The organism is Argonema galeatum A003/A1 (assembly GCF_023333595.1).
Classification (GTDB): domain Bacteria; phylum Cyanobacteriota; class Cyanobacteriia; order Cyanobacteriales; family Aerosakkonemataceae; genus Argonema; species Argonema galeatum.
Genome location: NZ_JAIQZM010000002.1, coordinates 14892 through 28586 on the forward strand (window position 1 = coordinate 14892; position 13695 = coordinate 28586).

Sequence of the window (13695 nt, forward strand, 5' to 3'; positions counted from 1 at the left end):
GAGTCATCATCACCGTTGTCCCAGATCTGACCTGCTCAGGGGTCAAAGGTGGTTGGGAATCCGCACTCCCTTTCATGTCTGAGACAGAAGGCTGTTGCTCCTGTCCTTGAGAAGCTAAAAACATATCCGTCTTCTCCAGGGGCAATGGTTGTCTGCCCCACATACTGCATAGACACTATATCTCTATAGTAAGTAAAAGCATCCTCCAAAGACACTAGCAAGATAGGCGTGTCGCTCATACCCCCCGAACAATATTGCAGACCTACCTGTGTGGCGTACCAAATTAGCCATTTGCCTACAGGCTCAATCAGACGATTGGTTTCTTGGCCTCTTGACGCTGGGTTAGTCTCCAGATGCTCAATCTCTAGGGTTTCTGGAGAACCAGGGTAGGGATATAGGCCGTATCGAACTAATCCCCAAACTTGCTCGGAGTAAACCAGTTTGACGATGTTCTGACAGTCAAAGTCTGTAAGCTGCCACAAACCAGGCCAATCAAAATTCCAGTCATTTGGCATATCCTCCTGTGTTGCGGGAGTGAGTAAAGCCGTTTGAGAACCAGCTGAGCGAGTCTGAACCGAGATGCTATATGAACCAAGATTCGTCATTTTTTCTGTGAAAGCCACCTGAGAATAACTGCTTTAGGTGTGCCTCCATAAATGCACCTGTCCACTGAAGGGGTACATTTCGGGTTCTGTTGAGAATAAAAGATTTTTCAAATCTAGTAGCCGCCAACAACATGGGGCAAAGTTTGCCAAAGGAATACGCCAAGAGCTGCGATCGCTAAAACGCCCTGAATCAAACGCCCCACGATCGAACCTACAATAATCCCCACACCAGCCTGAAACGCTTGCTTAAGTCGAAGGCTTATCTCCAATTCGCGCCGATAAAGAAACTCTCCGATCGCTGCTCCCAGTAGTGGCCCCAACAATATCCCCACCAGTGGCCCGCCAAATGGCAGTGCAGGTAGGAGACCTAAAGTTGCCACTACTAAGCCCACGATCGCACCAATCTGGCTCCAATTACTTGCACCAGCACGTTTAGCTCCCCAGTAGGCGGCTAAATAATCTATGCCTATGCTGAGAAGCAAGACCAATATTGCTATTCCTAGAGCCCAGTTGACAGTACTAAAACCGTCAATTGCTCCCCAAATTACAACGGCAATCAAAATCAAGCTGGAACCGGGAATACCCGGAACGATCGCGCCGATGACGCCAACGACCATCAAAACAACTAGCAGCCAGTACAGAATTACCATAAGCTTTCAGATCTCAGCTGGTGCCACATCATTTAAATAGTAGCTGAGGGATACTTCTAGTTTGTCAGCAATTCCAGCAATCCAGGTTTCATCTTGCTTGGTATAACTGCGGGGGGCATTAGCTCCTAAAATTAAAACGCCGTCTTTCCCGATCGGTTGGCAGATGACACCTTGAGTATTTTCTGGTATAAAGTCAAACTCAATCCGCCCTGGATACAGCGTCAAATTCACCAGATAAACTGGCTTTTGCTTTGACAGCACTCGCTGTAAAATCTCTCCTGGCTTTACTTCTGGGTTAGTACCTAAAATTCCGCGCCGCAGTAGAACTTTGCCTTGATACCAAACGACGATCGATCGCGTCGCCGTGTTGGTAAGTAACAGATGGGACGCCCAAGCCAATTCAGTTCTCACCGCATCTGGCAAAGAAGGCGCAAGTTCAAAACCCTCTTCGCCAATCAGCTCGACAGCATCGGGCGATCGGGCCTGCACTTGCTGCCATAACAACCCCGTCAAAATCAGCACCGCACTCAAGATCACCCCCAGTGCATCCGAACGAGCTTGAGATTGCGTCAATTCCGGCGTCAGTAAGCGGTTGAAGAGCAGCAAAACGCCTGCTAATCCACCGACAACTAGAGGCAGCTGCCGCAATACCTGATTTCGATCTGCCTTAGCCATAGTTTTTTAGTACTTGGTGGAGCAGAGGAGAATTTCAGATTTCAAATTTCAGATTTCAGAAATTTGAAATTTGAAATCTCAAATCTCAAATCTCAAATTTTCCCCTCTTCCTGCCTACTTTCCATCCTCCCCAGGCTCAATGATCCGCTGGAACAGATAGCCCGTACCGCGTGCCGTCAAAATCAGTTCTGGATTGCTGGGGTCATCTTCTAACTTAGCTCGCAGCCGGGAGATGTGAACATCCACCACTCGCGTATCCACGTGGCGTTCGGGCGTGTATCCCCACACCTCCTGCAAAATTTCCGATCGCGAGAAAGCTTCTCCAGAACGGCTGACTAACAGTTCCAGCAAGCTGAACTCCATCCCGGTGAGCCGAATGCGTTCGTCGCCTTTGTAGACTTGCCGCTTATTGGTGTCAATTTTGATATTCCCCACATGGATGACACCAGAACTGGGAATTCCTCCTCCGCCCGTTTTGTCCACCCGCCGCAGCACCGAGCGGATGCGGGCTTCTAGTTCCTTGGGCGAAAAGGGTTTGACAACGTAATCATCAGCTCCCAGCTCCAGACCTGTGATGCGATCGGCCACATCTCCCAGAGCTGTTAGCATAATAATCGGCACGTCGGATTCTTTTCGCAACTCTTGACAAACGCCGTAGCCATCTAGCTTAGGCATCATCACATCCAGAACTACTAAGTCAGGAGCCGTGTTGCGAAATGTTTCTAAGGCTTCTTCCCCATCGGCAGCAGTGACGACATCGTACCCAATCATTGACAGACGAGTTTCCAAAATTCTGCGAATGCTGGCTTCATCGTCTACCACCAGAATTTTTTCTTTGTGGCTTTCCAAGTTTCTCAATGCTCCTTAATCTGCGGCGTTTCTAAACGTTAATTTTTAGTACCATTACATTAAGATATTAGCCTATATCAGTCAGTTATTTAAGCCCGGAATTCTCACCCCTATTGCATTTCAAGCTTTTTTAAGATTTACAAGCCGAGCTTTAGATTCTTTAAGAGATTATCAAATGGCAAAGTCTCGAACTTTATACTTTTGTAACAAATGTGGAGCCGAGACTTCACAATGGTTTGGCAAGTGTCCCGAATGCGGCACCTACAGCTCTTTAGAAGAGCAGCTTGTTTCCGCAGCACCGGGCACCGTAAGGGGAAATTGGCAAGGTGCTAACCGAGGCAATAGCAAATCAGCGCCAAAACCAGCCCAACCAAGGGCGTCTCTAACTTTTGCAGAAATTGTTGACGGGCAAGAGGAGCGGTGGTTCTCTGGCTACGAGGAATTGGATAGAGTGCTGGGCGGTGGAATTGTCCCAGGCTCTTTGGTGCTGATTGGTGGCGATCCGGGTATTGGCAAGTCAACCCTGCTGCTACAAGTGGCAAATCGTCTGTCTAGTCACTATCGCATTCTCTATGTTTGTGGGGAAGAGTCAGGAAAACAGGTGAAACTGCGGGCTTCTCGTCTGGGGGTAGGGGTTGACGCTGCTGAGGAAGCAGAGGAGGGGGAAAGCAACCCTGCTCTTCTTCCCTCCCCGTCTCACGAGGAGGGGAGAACAGCGGGGGAGGGAAATTCTCTTCTACGCACGCCTGCTGAGGGTGCGAATTTATACGTGCTTGCGGAAACGAATCTGGAAGAGATTCTCAAAGAATTGGAATCGCTAAAACCTCATGTGGCGGTGATTGACAGCATTCAGACTATCTATCTTCCCAATTTGACATCCACGGCTGGCTCAGTAACTCAGGTGCGCGAATGTACTTCGGCGCTAATGCAATTGGCGAAAAGGGAGGATATCACTCTGTTGATTGTGGGTCACGTTACGAAGGAAGGCGCGATCGCAGGGCCGAAAGTTTTGGAACACTTGGTAGATACAGTATTGTATTTTGAGGGCGATCGCTTTGCCTCGCACCGCCTCCTACGTTCTGTGAAAAACCGCTTTGGCGCAACTCACGAAATCGGTGTCTTTGAAATGGTAGACCGAGGACTGCGAGAAGTTTCCAACCCTTCAGAATTATTTTTAGGCAATCGCGATGAAGTGGTTCCCGGAACTTCTCTCGTTGTGGCTTGTGAAGGAACGCGCCCAATTGTGGTAGAATTACAAGCTTTGGTTAGTCCGACGAGTTACGCTTCACCCAGGCGTTCTACTACTGGTGTTGATTACAACCGATTGATGCAGATTTTGGCGGTGTTGGAAAAACGGGTAGGGATTCCTTTATCTAAATTAGATGCTTATGTAGCTTCAGCTGGTGGTTTGAATGTGGGGGAACCGGCGGTAGATTTGGGGATGGCGATCGCAATTGTGGCATCTTTTCGCGATCGCATCGTCGATCCCAGCACCGTATTAATTGGCGAAGTAGGATTGGGCGGACAAGTTCGATCGGTTTCCCAGATGGAATTGCGCTTGAAAGAAGCGGCTAAACTGGGATTTAAGCGTGCGATCGTTCCTAAAGGGCAAAAATTTGGCGAATTGGGGTTAGAAATTATACCCGTGGGAAAAGTAATAGATGCGATCGTAGCTGCTATTCCGCCTCAGTCTCAGCCCGGTGATGACGGTGATGACGGTGATGATGAGGAAGATGAGGAAGAGATGGAGGAATAGCACGACACGGATTTCACGGATGCACGGATAAATTGGGGCTCTTGAAACCCGGTTTCTGCTTTATCCTGGCTTGACAAACCGATTCATCCGTGCATCTGCGTCCAAATCCGTGTCGTGCCGATGGCTAAAATTGTTTGCGATCGCGAAGCGCTTGTTATTTTTATCTGCTCGTAGTATTATGTATCTGTGGGAAAATGTGCGCTCATATAAGCTCCTTTTCAGATATCCTATTAATAGATTGCCATCTTAGCAACAGACGATGTACTGAATGTAGCAGATAGACAATCATGTTAAAAAGGCCAAACTAAAAATAAAAACTCAAGATATGAAAGCCTACGAATTTCCAGCCAAAGTAACAGCAGAAGGTAAACTCGAATTACCCGACACACTCTTAAAAAATCTTACCCCTAATCAACAAATAAGGATAATTGTGTTGGTTAATGAACCTGTAGATAAAGAAGATGACGAAGAAAAAGAAGCGGCAGATTGGGCACGCTTGGGAACAGAACAATTATTTGCTGGCTACAGTGACGAAGACGCTATCTACGACAAAATTTGAATCATGGAAAATTATCAATCGGGAGAGGTTATTCTACTATCATACCCTTTTGCTGATGCGATCGGGTCAAAATTTCGCCCAGTTTTGGTACTTTTAGATACAGGGGACAACGACATTCTTGTCGCACGGATTACCACTAAAATAACTCAGACATTTTACGATGTTCAAATTCTAGAATTACAACCAGCAGGTTTACTCAAACAGTCCGTAGTTCGGCTGCATAAAATTAACACAGTAGAAAAGCGTTTAGTAGCTCGCAGGTTAGGAATCTTAGAATCTAGCGACTGGGCGAGAGTGCGCGATAAAATACAGCAAATTTGGTCTTTAATTTAACAGCCAAGTAGATAAATATTACTCCTTCTCTAAGTTAATCGCCAAAAACCGGGGTTTTATTCAGCATTAACAGGGTAGGGGCGTTCGCTCTCGCGGCGCGGATGCGCTTAGCATTTGGGCAACTATTTAAAGCTCTAACGAGAAATATTTCACAAAAAAAACCGGATGTCAAGGTTAAGCGTCCTCTACGCCTGGAGCGGTGCAATAAAAAAAACCGCTACCCTTGGAAAATCCAGAACATATAAGATTAAATTGATTAAGATAAATCGAAAGAGGATACACCATGCCAGAAACTCCACCAACTATAGCCCTTTTGCTACGCTCATTAAAAGGTGGTGGAGCAGAACGGGTAATGCTAAACCTAGCTCGCGGTTTTGCCCAAAGCGGACTAAAAGTAGATATGCTGCTGCTAAAAGCCGAGAAAGCCAACTCAGAACAGTTACCCACCCAAGTGCGAATAGTAGATTTAAAAGCTACCCAATTAGACAAAAGTAAAACCTTCAAACTACCCACCAGTTTTCAATCTACCACCAGCATTCCCAAACTGATAAATTACCTGCAACAAGAACAACCCAAAGCATTACTTTCTGCTACACACTTTCCCAACGAGATAGCCATATTAGCCAAACATCTTTCCAGAACATCCACGCGGGTAGTAGTATCCGAGCATATCACCGTTTCCGTGGAATCAAAACGAGTAGAGCAAATTTCCTCTCGCCTTATCCCTTTAACGGCGCGGCTGTTTTACCCTTGGGCTGATGGAATTGTAGCAGTTTCCCAAGGAGTAGCCAAGGATTTAGCCAATATAACCAAACTACCTTTAGAGCGGATTCAGACAATTTACAACCCGGTAATTACTCCCGAAATTTTGCTGATGGCAAAAGAACCTGTGGATCATCCTTGGTTTGCCAGCGGGGAACCTCCTGTTATCTTAGGAGTGGGAAGGTTTGTCAAGCAAAAAGATTTTCCTACTTTAATTAAAGCTTTTGCAGAGGTACGAAAAATGCGATCGGCCCGGTTAATGATTTTAGGGGGTGGAAGAGAGCGATCGCACCTAAAATCCTTAGTAAGCGAATTAAACTTACAAAGCGATGTAGCCTTGCTAAATTTTGTCAAAAACCCCTTTGCCTACATGGCAAGATCCGCCGTATTTGTATTATCCTCAGCTTGGGAAGGTTTGCCAACTGTAATCATCGAAGCTATGGCGGTGGGAACTCCCGTAGTTTCCACCAATTGTCCGAGTGGCCCAGATGAGATATTAGCTAATGGCAAGTACGGTTTTTTAGTTCCGGTGGGTGATAGTAGTGCGATCGCCAACTCAATTTTGAGCGTATTAAATGGTAATCCCAAACAAGTCGATCCAGCATGGCTCAACCAATTTACTATGGAAAACTCTACCCGCAATTATCTGAATATCTTGGATATGGCTACTACCTAATTTAGCTGATAAATGTCGATAAACCAGCATACAAAATTTACAGGCAAATTTATAGGGAAAACTATTGACAAATACTATTTTTTTTGATAATTTAATTATTTTAAGTAACCGAATCATGCTAGCAGCTAAAAATCTCCCTTCCGAGTTTACTACCTGGAACCTAAAACACAAAGCGCCCTGTGGAGCAGACTGGTGGGTTAAATTCGTTAACTCACAAATCCGGGGACACAATTTTGCTTGGCGCAATCGCTATAACTTGCCTTCTTGGCTAATTCGACAGATTGGGCCATTTGGCTTTCAACTCAATAGCCTTACGCGAACCTTTGAGTATCCCTGGTGTTTTTTGGCAACCCCGTTAGAGCCTGGAATGCGGGTACTCGAAATCGGTGCAGGTGCTTCGGGGTTTCAATTTGTACTTGCGGATTATGGATTAGATGTTACCTCGGTTGACCCATTAATTAATCCCAGCGAACAAGTGGATTGGATATTCTCAGCTAAAGAGTTTAATCATTTGAATCACTCCTTCGGTGGTAAAGTAAAATTTATTCAAAATTTTTTGCAAAACGCCAACCTTGATAGCAACCATTACGATCGCATTTTCTCCATTTCGGCAATTGAACACATCCCGCCGGACGATGCGATCCCGCTAGTCCAAGAAATTGAACGACTTTTGAAACCCGGTGGCTGTTTTATTACTACTATTGATCTTTTTCTAGATTGTTATCCATTTGAAAATCAAGTTTATAATCAATACGGAGCTAATATTTCGATTCCTTCTCTAATTGAGCAATCTGGATTAAAGATTAAAATTGGTAATCCTGCCGAATTATATGGCTATACTGAATTCGATGCCGAAAAAATACGCTCGCGTCGAGATGAATTTTTAGTCATTAATAACGTTATGACACAGTGCATTATCCTGGAAAAACTAGCATGAATAATAAAATCGAATGATGTTGCCATGAATCTCTTGCTTGGAAAAATTAACTGTTATTCGACGATAATTTATTTGGTTTTTACAAGCATTATCGATCGCCACTCCTTGACCATTGATTAGTAAACTAAAATTAAATGTAGGCTGATTCGATCGCAATTAAAACTCTATGCCTAAAACTCCCTCTCATATTGCCATTTTCCTCCGCTCTTTAGCTGGTGGTGGCGCAGAAAAAGTAATGGTAAACTTATCGCGCGGCTTTGTCGAGCGAGGATTAAAAGTAGATTTAGTGCTGGGCAACATCAAAGGAGCCTACAATTCCCAAGTCCATCCCCACGTGCGAGTTGTAGACTTACAAGCACCCAAGCTACTTACAACCATTCCCAAACTAACAGCTTACTTAAAACAAGAACAGCCATTTACTTTACTTTCTGCCCTACATTATCCCTGTGAAATTTCTTTGTGGGCTAAACGTCTGGCTGGGGTATCTACGCGAGTAATTGTATCCGAACACAACACTCTTTCTGTAGAAGCAAAGCGTTTACCTCAATTGACAGCACGCCTAACTCCTCTAGCCGCCAGGTTATTTTACCCTTGGGCCGATCGCATTATAGCAGTTTCCCAAGGAGTAGCCAACGACTTAGCTAATGTGACAAAAATCCCCAAAGAACAGATTAAGGTAATTTACAATCCGGTAGTGACAGCAGAGTTGCTAGAAAAGGCAAAAGAACCTGTAGAACACCCTTGGTTTATGAGTGGAGAACCGCCAGTAATTTTGGGTGTGGGGAGGTTAATCGAGCAAAAAGATTACCCAACACTGATTCGTGCTTTTGCGAAAGTATTGACAGAGCAAGAGGCTAAATTGATAATATTAGGACGAGGACCCCAACGAGAACGACTAAATAACTTAATCTGCGAATTAGGTATAGAAAATCATGTAGCCATGCTCGGTTTTGTCCCAAATCCTTCTGCGTATATGGCGCGGGCTACAGTAGTTGCCTTATCTTCAGCTTGGGAAGGTTTTGGTAACGTTTTGGTAGAAGCAATGGCGGTGGGAACTCCGGTAGTTTCTACTGATTGTCCAAGTGGCCCTGCGGAGATTTTAGATAATGGCAAGTATGGTGAATTAGTGCCTGTGGGGGACAGCGAAGCAATGGCAGAAGCAATTTTGCGGGTATTAGCTGGTAATAATAAATCAGTTGATGCAGCTTGGTTGCAGCAATTTACCTTAGAAAATGCCACGCAAAAGTATCTTGATGTTCTGGGTGTTTCTCAAACAGATTAAAATTAATTGTACTGCTTTTTAACGATCCGATTAAGGCATCGCACAAGAATTTCTAAACCTTCCAGCGGGGAAATAGACGACCAATAACTTTTGACAAGTTTTTGATAGTCTTGTTCCACACCACCACAGCGCCAATAAGTGCTAATTCCATCGGCAAATACTTTATTAGTAAACTTGGATAATTCTGGGAACTTTTGCTTTAACCAGTAGGCAGTAACTACATCTAACCTAGCTCGATAAGGTAGTTTATCAAACCTAAAAGTATAGGCGTTGTCACCATGTATTCTTTGAATTGCTAAATCCTTATCCATGTAAAAACCTGGACTGAGGTAGTAGGTAGCAAGTTTGATATAATTATCGCTTAAGGGTGGTTCTTCCGGCATAGGGAGAATTAAACCTAGCAAAGAACGCCTGTAAGTAATGCCAGATGTCGCGGGATGAACGAAGCTTCTTTGTCCGTTTTTAATGTAATCTCTATAATCTAAATTTCCAAAAGCAGAAGGGCGACTAACTTTGAAAGTTTTACCAGTTTCGGGATTCATAACTTTAAGAGTGTGAAAGCACCAACCAATATCGGGATACTGTTTATAGATTTTGACGATTTCTGTTACTTTGTCTGGTAAGAACATATCATCAGCATCCAGCATACAAATAATCTCGCCGTAACTTTTAGCAAAACCAGCGTTAAAAGCCGAAGCCTGTCCACCGTTTTCTTGCAAAATCGGGATAATTTTGTTATAATAGCTGGCAATTATATCCTGCGACTTGTCAGTAGAACCGTCATCGACTACAATAACTTCAGTATTAGAATAAGTTTGATTGAGGGCGCTTTCAATGGCTGCAGGCAAAAACTGCCCGTAGTTGTAGTTATTGATGATAATGCTTACCAGGGGTTGCTCTTGCATAACTCGATTTTTTTACCAGTGGGAATGTCTAATTTAAGGGGAGACAATCCAATCATAATCCACAGAGGTAATTATGAGTCAGCCTAAACGAATAGTTTTTTTGATGCTAAACTTGAATGCAGGATGATTAGAAGGACTTATAACCAACTTGCTTGAAGGCATGGTTTGTTGAATATATCCTACTATTATAAAGGTAGCTATGATAAGTATAATTACACCAGTTTATAATGGCGATCGCTTTATTGAGTCCTGCATAAAAGTTGTCATTGACCAAGCCTGTCCAGATGTCGAACATATCATTGTTGATGGTGGTTCAACAGACCGAACTTTAGAGATTATCCAGCAGTATGCAGAAAAATATCCACACATTCGCTGGATTTCGGAAAAAGATAGCGGACAATTGTCATCTATTAAAGGCAGATTAAATAAAATCTTTGCTCAAAATTTGCTCAATAACTCCAAATAGCTATCATTGAGTAAATTCTGACAAAAATTCGCTCATTGCAGATTCTACACGCCGACTAACTGCCTCCCAGGAATATTCTTCCCTTACCAATTCATAGGCAGAATTAGCAATTTTTTCTCCTAAAAAAGGCTCAGCCCAAATTTGGGATACTCCCTCAACAATTTCTTCCATCTTATCTCTAATTAACAGATGTTCTCCATCTTTGGCTTTTAATCCCTCGGCACCTTTAGCGGTACTAACTACAGGACACCCAGCAGCAAAAGCTTCGAGAATTTTTAACCTTGTTCCTCCACCCTGTAGCAAAGGTACAACAGCGACGCTAGCAGCAGCGAGATAAGGTAAAATATCGGGAACTCTACCAGTAACAATAATTCCCGCATCTTTTTTAGCTGCTTCCCGCATAAATTGATTTGGGTTTTGTCCGACTAAAAGCAGGCGACAATTAGGATAACTTTGGCGGAGTTCGGGATAAATTTTTTGTATTAGTAACTCAGCCGCTTCTCGATTGGGTGGATAGGCAAAATTGCCCATAAATATGAAATTTCGGTGTTTGTCTTCTAGTCCACTGGGAGGACTGCATTCACCCAAACGTACGCTGTCGTAATTTGCTAAATTCAGACCGTTGGGAACAACGCGAATATAAGATTTTTGGCCGTAAACTTCTTGCAGGAGATAACTATCTTCTTCACTGCATACCCACACTTGCTTAGCTTGGCGGATGAACTCCCTTTCGATGTTTTTGTGCTGGAAAAATTGTAGCTTTTCTTTGATTTGAGAAATCAAGCTTTGATTGGCAGAGATTTTTTTGGTTAGCGCTTCTACGTTATGATTATCAAATATAATCGGCAACCCATACTTCTGGACTACTGGTAAGTAGCGATACATCCAGATTTCTGCAAAAACTACCAAATCTGGCTGAAATTTTTGGATAACTTCTTGTAACTCATCGGCTGCTGACTGACTGTACAATTTATAAACGTATAAATCTCCAGCGGGACGCACTCGCCAAGCCCAACGTTTGAGAGTTTCCCAAAATGAAGAAGGTTTGGTAATCTGACAAGGATGCCATAAACTAACCCCAGGAAGACTATCACTGGGATTTTGCTTTGAGTCAAAACAGGAAAAAACACCAACAGGGCCAAATTTCATCATTATGTTAATGTTTTGCCAGTTCCGCAAGAGACCGCCATTCATCGGTGGATATGGTATGTCTCTAGTAATAAAGAAAGTGCGAAATGAGGGATTACTCAAAATATTATGTCTCCTATGAGGGGTATATTAGGAATGGTACTAAGTTTAGCTTTTACCCTGGAGGATCTGCCTCGCTTATATTAGTAGCATTCGGGTATAAGGAATGCAAATATGACTAAACCACTGGTGAGCGTTATTATTCCTGCTTACAATGCTGAGGGTCTCATCCTGGAAGCTTTAATGTCAGTGAAAGCCCAAACCTATCCCGACTGGGAAATCATTGTTGTTGAAGATGCCTCTAAAGACCGCACTGAGGAAATTGTACAAGAGTTTGCGAGGACTGTGGGCGATCGCAATGTTAAATATATTCGCCACCCGAACAATCAAGGCCCAAGCGTAACCAGAAATACAGGGATCGCCCAGGCTAAAGGAGAATATTTAGCCTTATTAGATTATGACGATTTATGGAAGGAAACCCATTTAGAGGCAGCAGTTAGCAAACTACAGGAATCAGGCGCAGACTTAGCATACTGCACAGTTCAGAAGTTTGAGGATGGTACTAATAAACTACTAGGTTTATGGGGGCCGACGCAACAAGATATAGAAGATTTTCCTGCTAGTCTTTTCGCCCGAAACTACATCCAGCCATCCGCAGCAGTCATGAAAAAAAATATTCTAGAAACAGTAGGTTTATTCGATCCAAATCCTCAACTTAGAGGCGTTGAGGATTTAGATTATTGGTTAAGGGTAGCAGCAGCAGGCTTTAAATTCGTCCATGTATCTGGCATACATAGTCTTTATAGAAAAAAGAATAGTTCAGCTTTAACATCTAATATCAAAAAAATTTTAGAATGCCATGCACTTGTCCTCCGAAAACACCAAAACTTGAGTATTATCCCAACAGCAACCAGAGGATATGTAGCGGCGCGATATCATTTGGGAGTAGCCAAACGTAACTTGAGGACAAATCCCAAAAAAGCCGGAGAGTTTTTTATCTGGGCATGGAGAATAAGTCCTAAAGGTACTGTTGAAGCACTAGCAGCGGTTATTTTAGAATCTTTCGGTGTTAAGTCGGATAAATACCGTAATCTAGCTCTTTAATTCCTTAACTTTTTTTAGCAATTCTTTCGCCTGCTGAGATGGTAAAATAAGGACTGCTGCAATTTTAAATAAAGCAACCAAGATATTTTTTTGCTGCCGCAGCAGAGTCGGATCGTTTTTCACAGCTATCCACAAACATCTAGCAGCTACCAACCCATTTTGCCGTCCCGAAGGAACTTCCAGCGCTTTAAAGGTAAGATACATATAAATCTTAGTAATGGTACGCTTTCTTAAGTGCTGTAAAGATTCTGGAGCCTGACTAAAAGCGCGTTCAATTACCTTTAAAATTTGTGTTTCCTGTCTGGCAATATTAGTAGAAGCTGAAGTAGCAGTCATCCGAAATAAAACTTGTGTTCGCGGTACTGCCACAAAATGATAACGAGTAGCTAAACGGAGGAACAAATCCCAATCTTCGGGGCCAAATACTGATTCGTCAAAACCTCCCACTTCCATTAAAGCTGACTTGCGAATTAGCGGGTTAGAAGCAGTATGGATAATATTATCTAACAACAGTTTGGGTAAAGTGTCTCCACTTACGCTATAACGGGTATGGGGTCGGATAAATTGACTCGATTCATCGATTAAATCTACCCAGCTATAAGCTATTGCTGCATCGGGATTTTCTTGTAAAGCTTTTAGTTGCAACTCCAGTTTATCTGGTGTCCACAAATCGTCGTGATCTAAGAAAGCAATAAATTCTCCTTCTGCATGGGATATGCCACGGTTACGACTGGGTGATATGCCAGTATTGGGGTATGAAAATACTTTTAATCGGGGGTCTTTAATGGTGGCAAGAATATCTAGAGTAGAGTCCTTTGATCCATCATTGACAGCGATAATCTCAAAATCTGAAAAGGTTTGCTGAAAAACTGATTTCAGTGTTTCTAGAATCGTTTTCTCGCTATTGTATAAAGGAATAATTATGGATATTAATGGCATATACTTAGG

At 43.2% G+C, this 13695-nt stretch carries 15 protein-coding genes; 8 read left to right on the forward strand and 7 right to left on the reverse strand.

Features of this window, described 5'->3' with window-relative positions:
- Positions 1 to 35: 35 nt before the first annotated feature.
- From LAY41_RS03370 to rpaB, 4 genes are all read right to left on the reverse strand, one after another.
- Positions 36 to 623 (reverse strand): hypothetical protein, encoded by a 588-nt coding sequence (locus tag LAY41_RS03370; RefSeq protein WP_249094103.1) that lies wholly within the window; start codon positions 621 to 623, stop codon positions 36 to 38.
- A 95-nt stretch (positions 624 to 718) separates the two neighbouring features.
- Complete coding sequence (locus LAY41_RS03375) at positions 719 to 1255, reverse strand: DUF456 domain-containing protein (RefSeq protein ID WP_249094105.1); 537 nt, start codon at positions 1253 to 1255, stop codon at positions 719 to 721.
- A 6-nt stretch (positions 1256 to 1261) separates the two neighbouring features.
- Complete coding sequence (locus LAY41_RS03380) at positions 1262 to 1930, reverse strand: cofactor assembly of complex C subunit B (RefSeq protein WP_249094107.1); 669 nt, start codon at positions 1928 to 1930, stop codon at positions 1262 to 1264.
- A gap of 114 nt (positions 1931 to 2044) precedes the next feature.
- Entirely contained in the window at positions 2045 to 2779 is a 735-nt protein-coding gene (rpaB, locus tag LAY41_RS03385; RefSeq protein ID WP_249094674.1) for a response regulator transcription factor RpaB, read from the reverse strand.
- Between the two features lie 175 nt (positions 2780 to 2954).
- On the opposite strand from rpaB, the gene radA reads away from it, so the two are divergent.
- From radA to LAY41_RS03415, 6 genes are all read left to right on the forward strand, one after another.
- Complete coding sequence (gene radA, locus LAY41_RS03390) at positions 2955 to 4535, forward strand: DNA repair protein RadA (protein WP_249094109.1); 1581 nt, start codon at positions 2955 to 2957, stop codon at positions 4533 to 4535.
- Between the two features lie 325 nt (positions 4536 to 4860).
- Positions 4861 to 5094 carry a hypothetical protein gene (locus LAY41_RS03395; protein ID WP_249094112.1) on the forward strand — a complete coding sequence of 78 codons (234 nt, stop codon included), beginning with the start codon at positions 4861 to 4863 and terminating at the stop codon, positions 5092 to 5094.
- 3 nt (positions 5095 to 5097) lie between these two features.
- Positions 5098 to 5427, forward strand: a complete 330-nt coding sequence (locus LAY41_RS03400; protein WP_249094114.1) for a type II toxin-antitoxin system PemK/MazF family toxin — start codon at positions 5098 to 5100, stop codon at positions 5425 to 5427.
- 283 nt (positions 5428 to 5710) lie between these two features.
- Complete coding sequence (locus tag LAY41_RS03405; RefSeq protein ID WP_249094117.1) at positions 5711 to 6865, forward strand: glycosyltransferase; 1155 nt, start codon at positions 5711 to 5713, stop codon at positions 6863 to 6865.
- A 64-nt stretch (positions 6866 to 6929) separates the two neighbouring features.
- Entirely contained in the window at positions 6930 to 7802 is an 873-nt protein-coding gene (locus LAY41_RS03410) for an SAM-dependent methyltransferase (protein WP_249094119.1), read from the forward strand.
- A gap of 166 nt (positions 7803 to 7968) precedes the next feature.
- Positions 7969 to 9084 (forward strand): glycosyltransferase, encoded by a 1116-nt coding sequence (locus LAY41_RS03415; protein ID WP_249094120.1) that lies wholly within the window; start codon positions 7969 to 7971, stop codon positions 9082 to 9084.
- Positions 9085 to 9086: 2 nt separating this feature from the next.
- Here LAY41_RS03415 and LAY41_RS03420 read toward each other — a convergent pair whose 3' ends face one another.
- Positions 9087 to 9989, reverse strand: coding sequence for a glycosyltransferase family 2 protein (locus LAY41_RS03420; RefSeq protein WP_249094122.1), 903 nt, complete (start codon positions 9987 to 9989; stop codon positions 9087 to 9089).
- Positions 9990 to 10188: 199 nt separating this feature from the next.
- Here LAY41_RS03420 and LAY41_RS03425 point away from each other — a divergent pair, with 199 nt between their 5' ends.
- Entirely contained in the window at positions 10189 to 10455 is a 267-nt protein-coding gene (locus LAY41_RS03425) for a glycosyltransferase (protein WP_249094125.1), read from the forward strand.
- Positions 10456 to 10458: 3 nt separating this feature from the next.
- On the opposite strand, the gene LAY41_RS03430 is transcribed toward LAY41_RS03425, so the two are convergent.
- Positions 10459 to 11706 carry a glycosyltransferase family 4 protein gene (locus LAY41_RS03430; RefSeq protein ID WP_249094127.1) on the reverse strand — a complete coding sequence of 416 codons (1248 nt, stop codon included), beginning with the start codon at positions 11704 to 11706 and terminating at the stop codon, positions 10459 to 10461.
- A 111-nt stretch (positions 11707 to 11817) separates the two neighbouring features.
- Here LAY41_RS03430 and LAY41_RS03435 point away from each other — a divergent pair, with 111 nt between their 5' ends.
- A complete protein-coding gene (locus tag LAY41_RS03435; RefSeq protein WP_249094129.1) occupies positions 11818 to 12747 on the forward strand; it encodes a glycosyltransferase family 2 protein in 930 nt (309 codons plus the stop codon).
- Here LAY41_RS03435 and LAY41_RS03440 read toward each other — a convergent pair.
- The gene (locus LAY41_RS03440; protein WP_249094131.1) at positions 12736 to 13686 is read right to left on the reverse strand and encodes a glycosyltransferase; all 951 of its coding nucleotides are present in this window, start codon (positions 13684 to 13686) and stop codon (positions 12736 to 12738) included. The two genes, LAY41_RS03435 and LAY41_RS03440, sit on opposite strands and share 12 nt — an antisense overlap.
- Positions 13687 to 13695 lie beyond the last annotated feature (9 nt).

Coding starts and splice junctions, on each gene's coding strand:
- LAY41_RS03375 (WP_249094105.1), bottom strand. CDS start 1,255: ATGGTAATTCTGTACTGGCTGCTAGTTGTTTTGATGGTCGTTGGCGTC.
- LAY41_RS03435 (WP_249094129.1), top strand. CDS start 11,818: ATGACTAAACCACTGGTGAGCGTTATTATTCCTGCTTACAATGCTGAG.
- LAY41_RS03400 (WP_249094114.1), top strand. CDS start 5,098: ATGGAAAATTATCAATCGGGAGAGGTTATTCTACTATCATACCCTTTT.
- LAY41_RS03415 (WP_249094120.1), top strand. CDS start 7,969: ATGCCTAAAACTCCCTCTCATATTGCCATTTTCCTCCGCTCTTTAGCT.
- LAY41_RS03405 (WP_249094117.1), top strand. CDS start 5,711: ATGCCAGAAACTCCACCAACTATAGCCCTTTTGCTACGCTCATTAAAA.
- LAY41_RS03425 (WP_249094125.1), top strand. CDS start 10,189: ATGATAAGTATAATTACACCAGTTTATAATGGCGATCGCTTTATTGAG.
- LAY41_RS03380 (WP_249094107.1), bottom strand. CDS start 1,930: ATGGCTAAGGCAGATCGAAATCAGGTATTGCGGCAGCTGCCTCTAGTT.
- radA (WP_249094109.1), top strand. CDS start 2,955: ATGGCAAAGTCTCGAACTTTATACTTTTGTAACAAATGTGGAGCCGAG.
- LAY41_RS03440 (WP_249094131.1), bottom strand. CDS start 13,686: ATGCCATTAATATCCATAATTATTCCTTTATACAATAGCGAGAAAACG.
- LAY41_RS03420 (WP_249094122.1), bottom strand. CDS start 9,989: ATGCAAGAGCAACCCCTGGTAAGCATTATCATCAATAACTACAACTAC.
- LAY41_RS03395 (WP_249094112.1), top strand. CDS start 4,861: ATGAAAGCCTACGAATTTCCAGCCAAAGTAACAGCAGAAGGTAAACTC.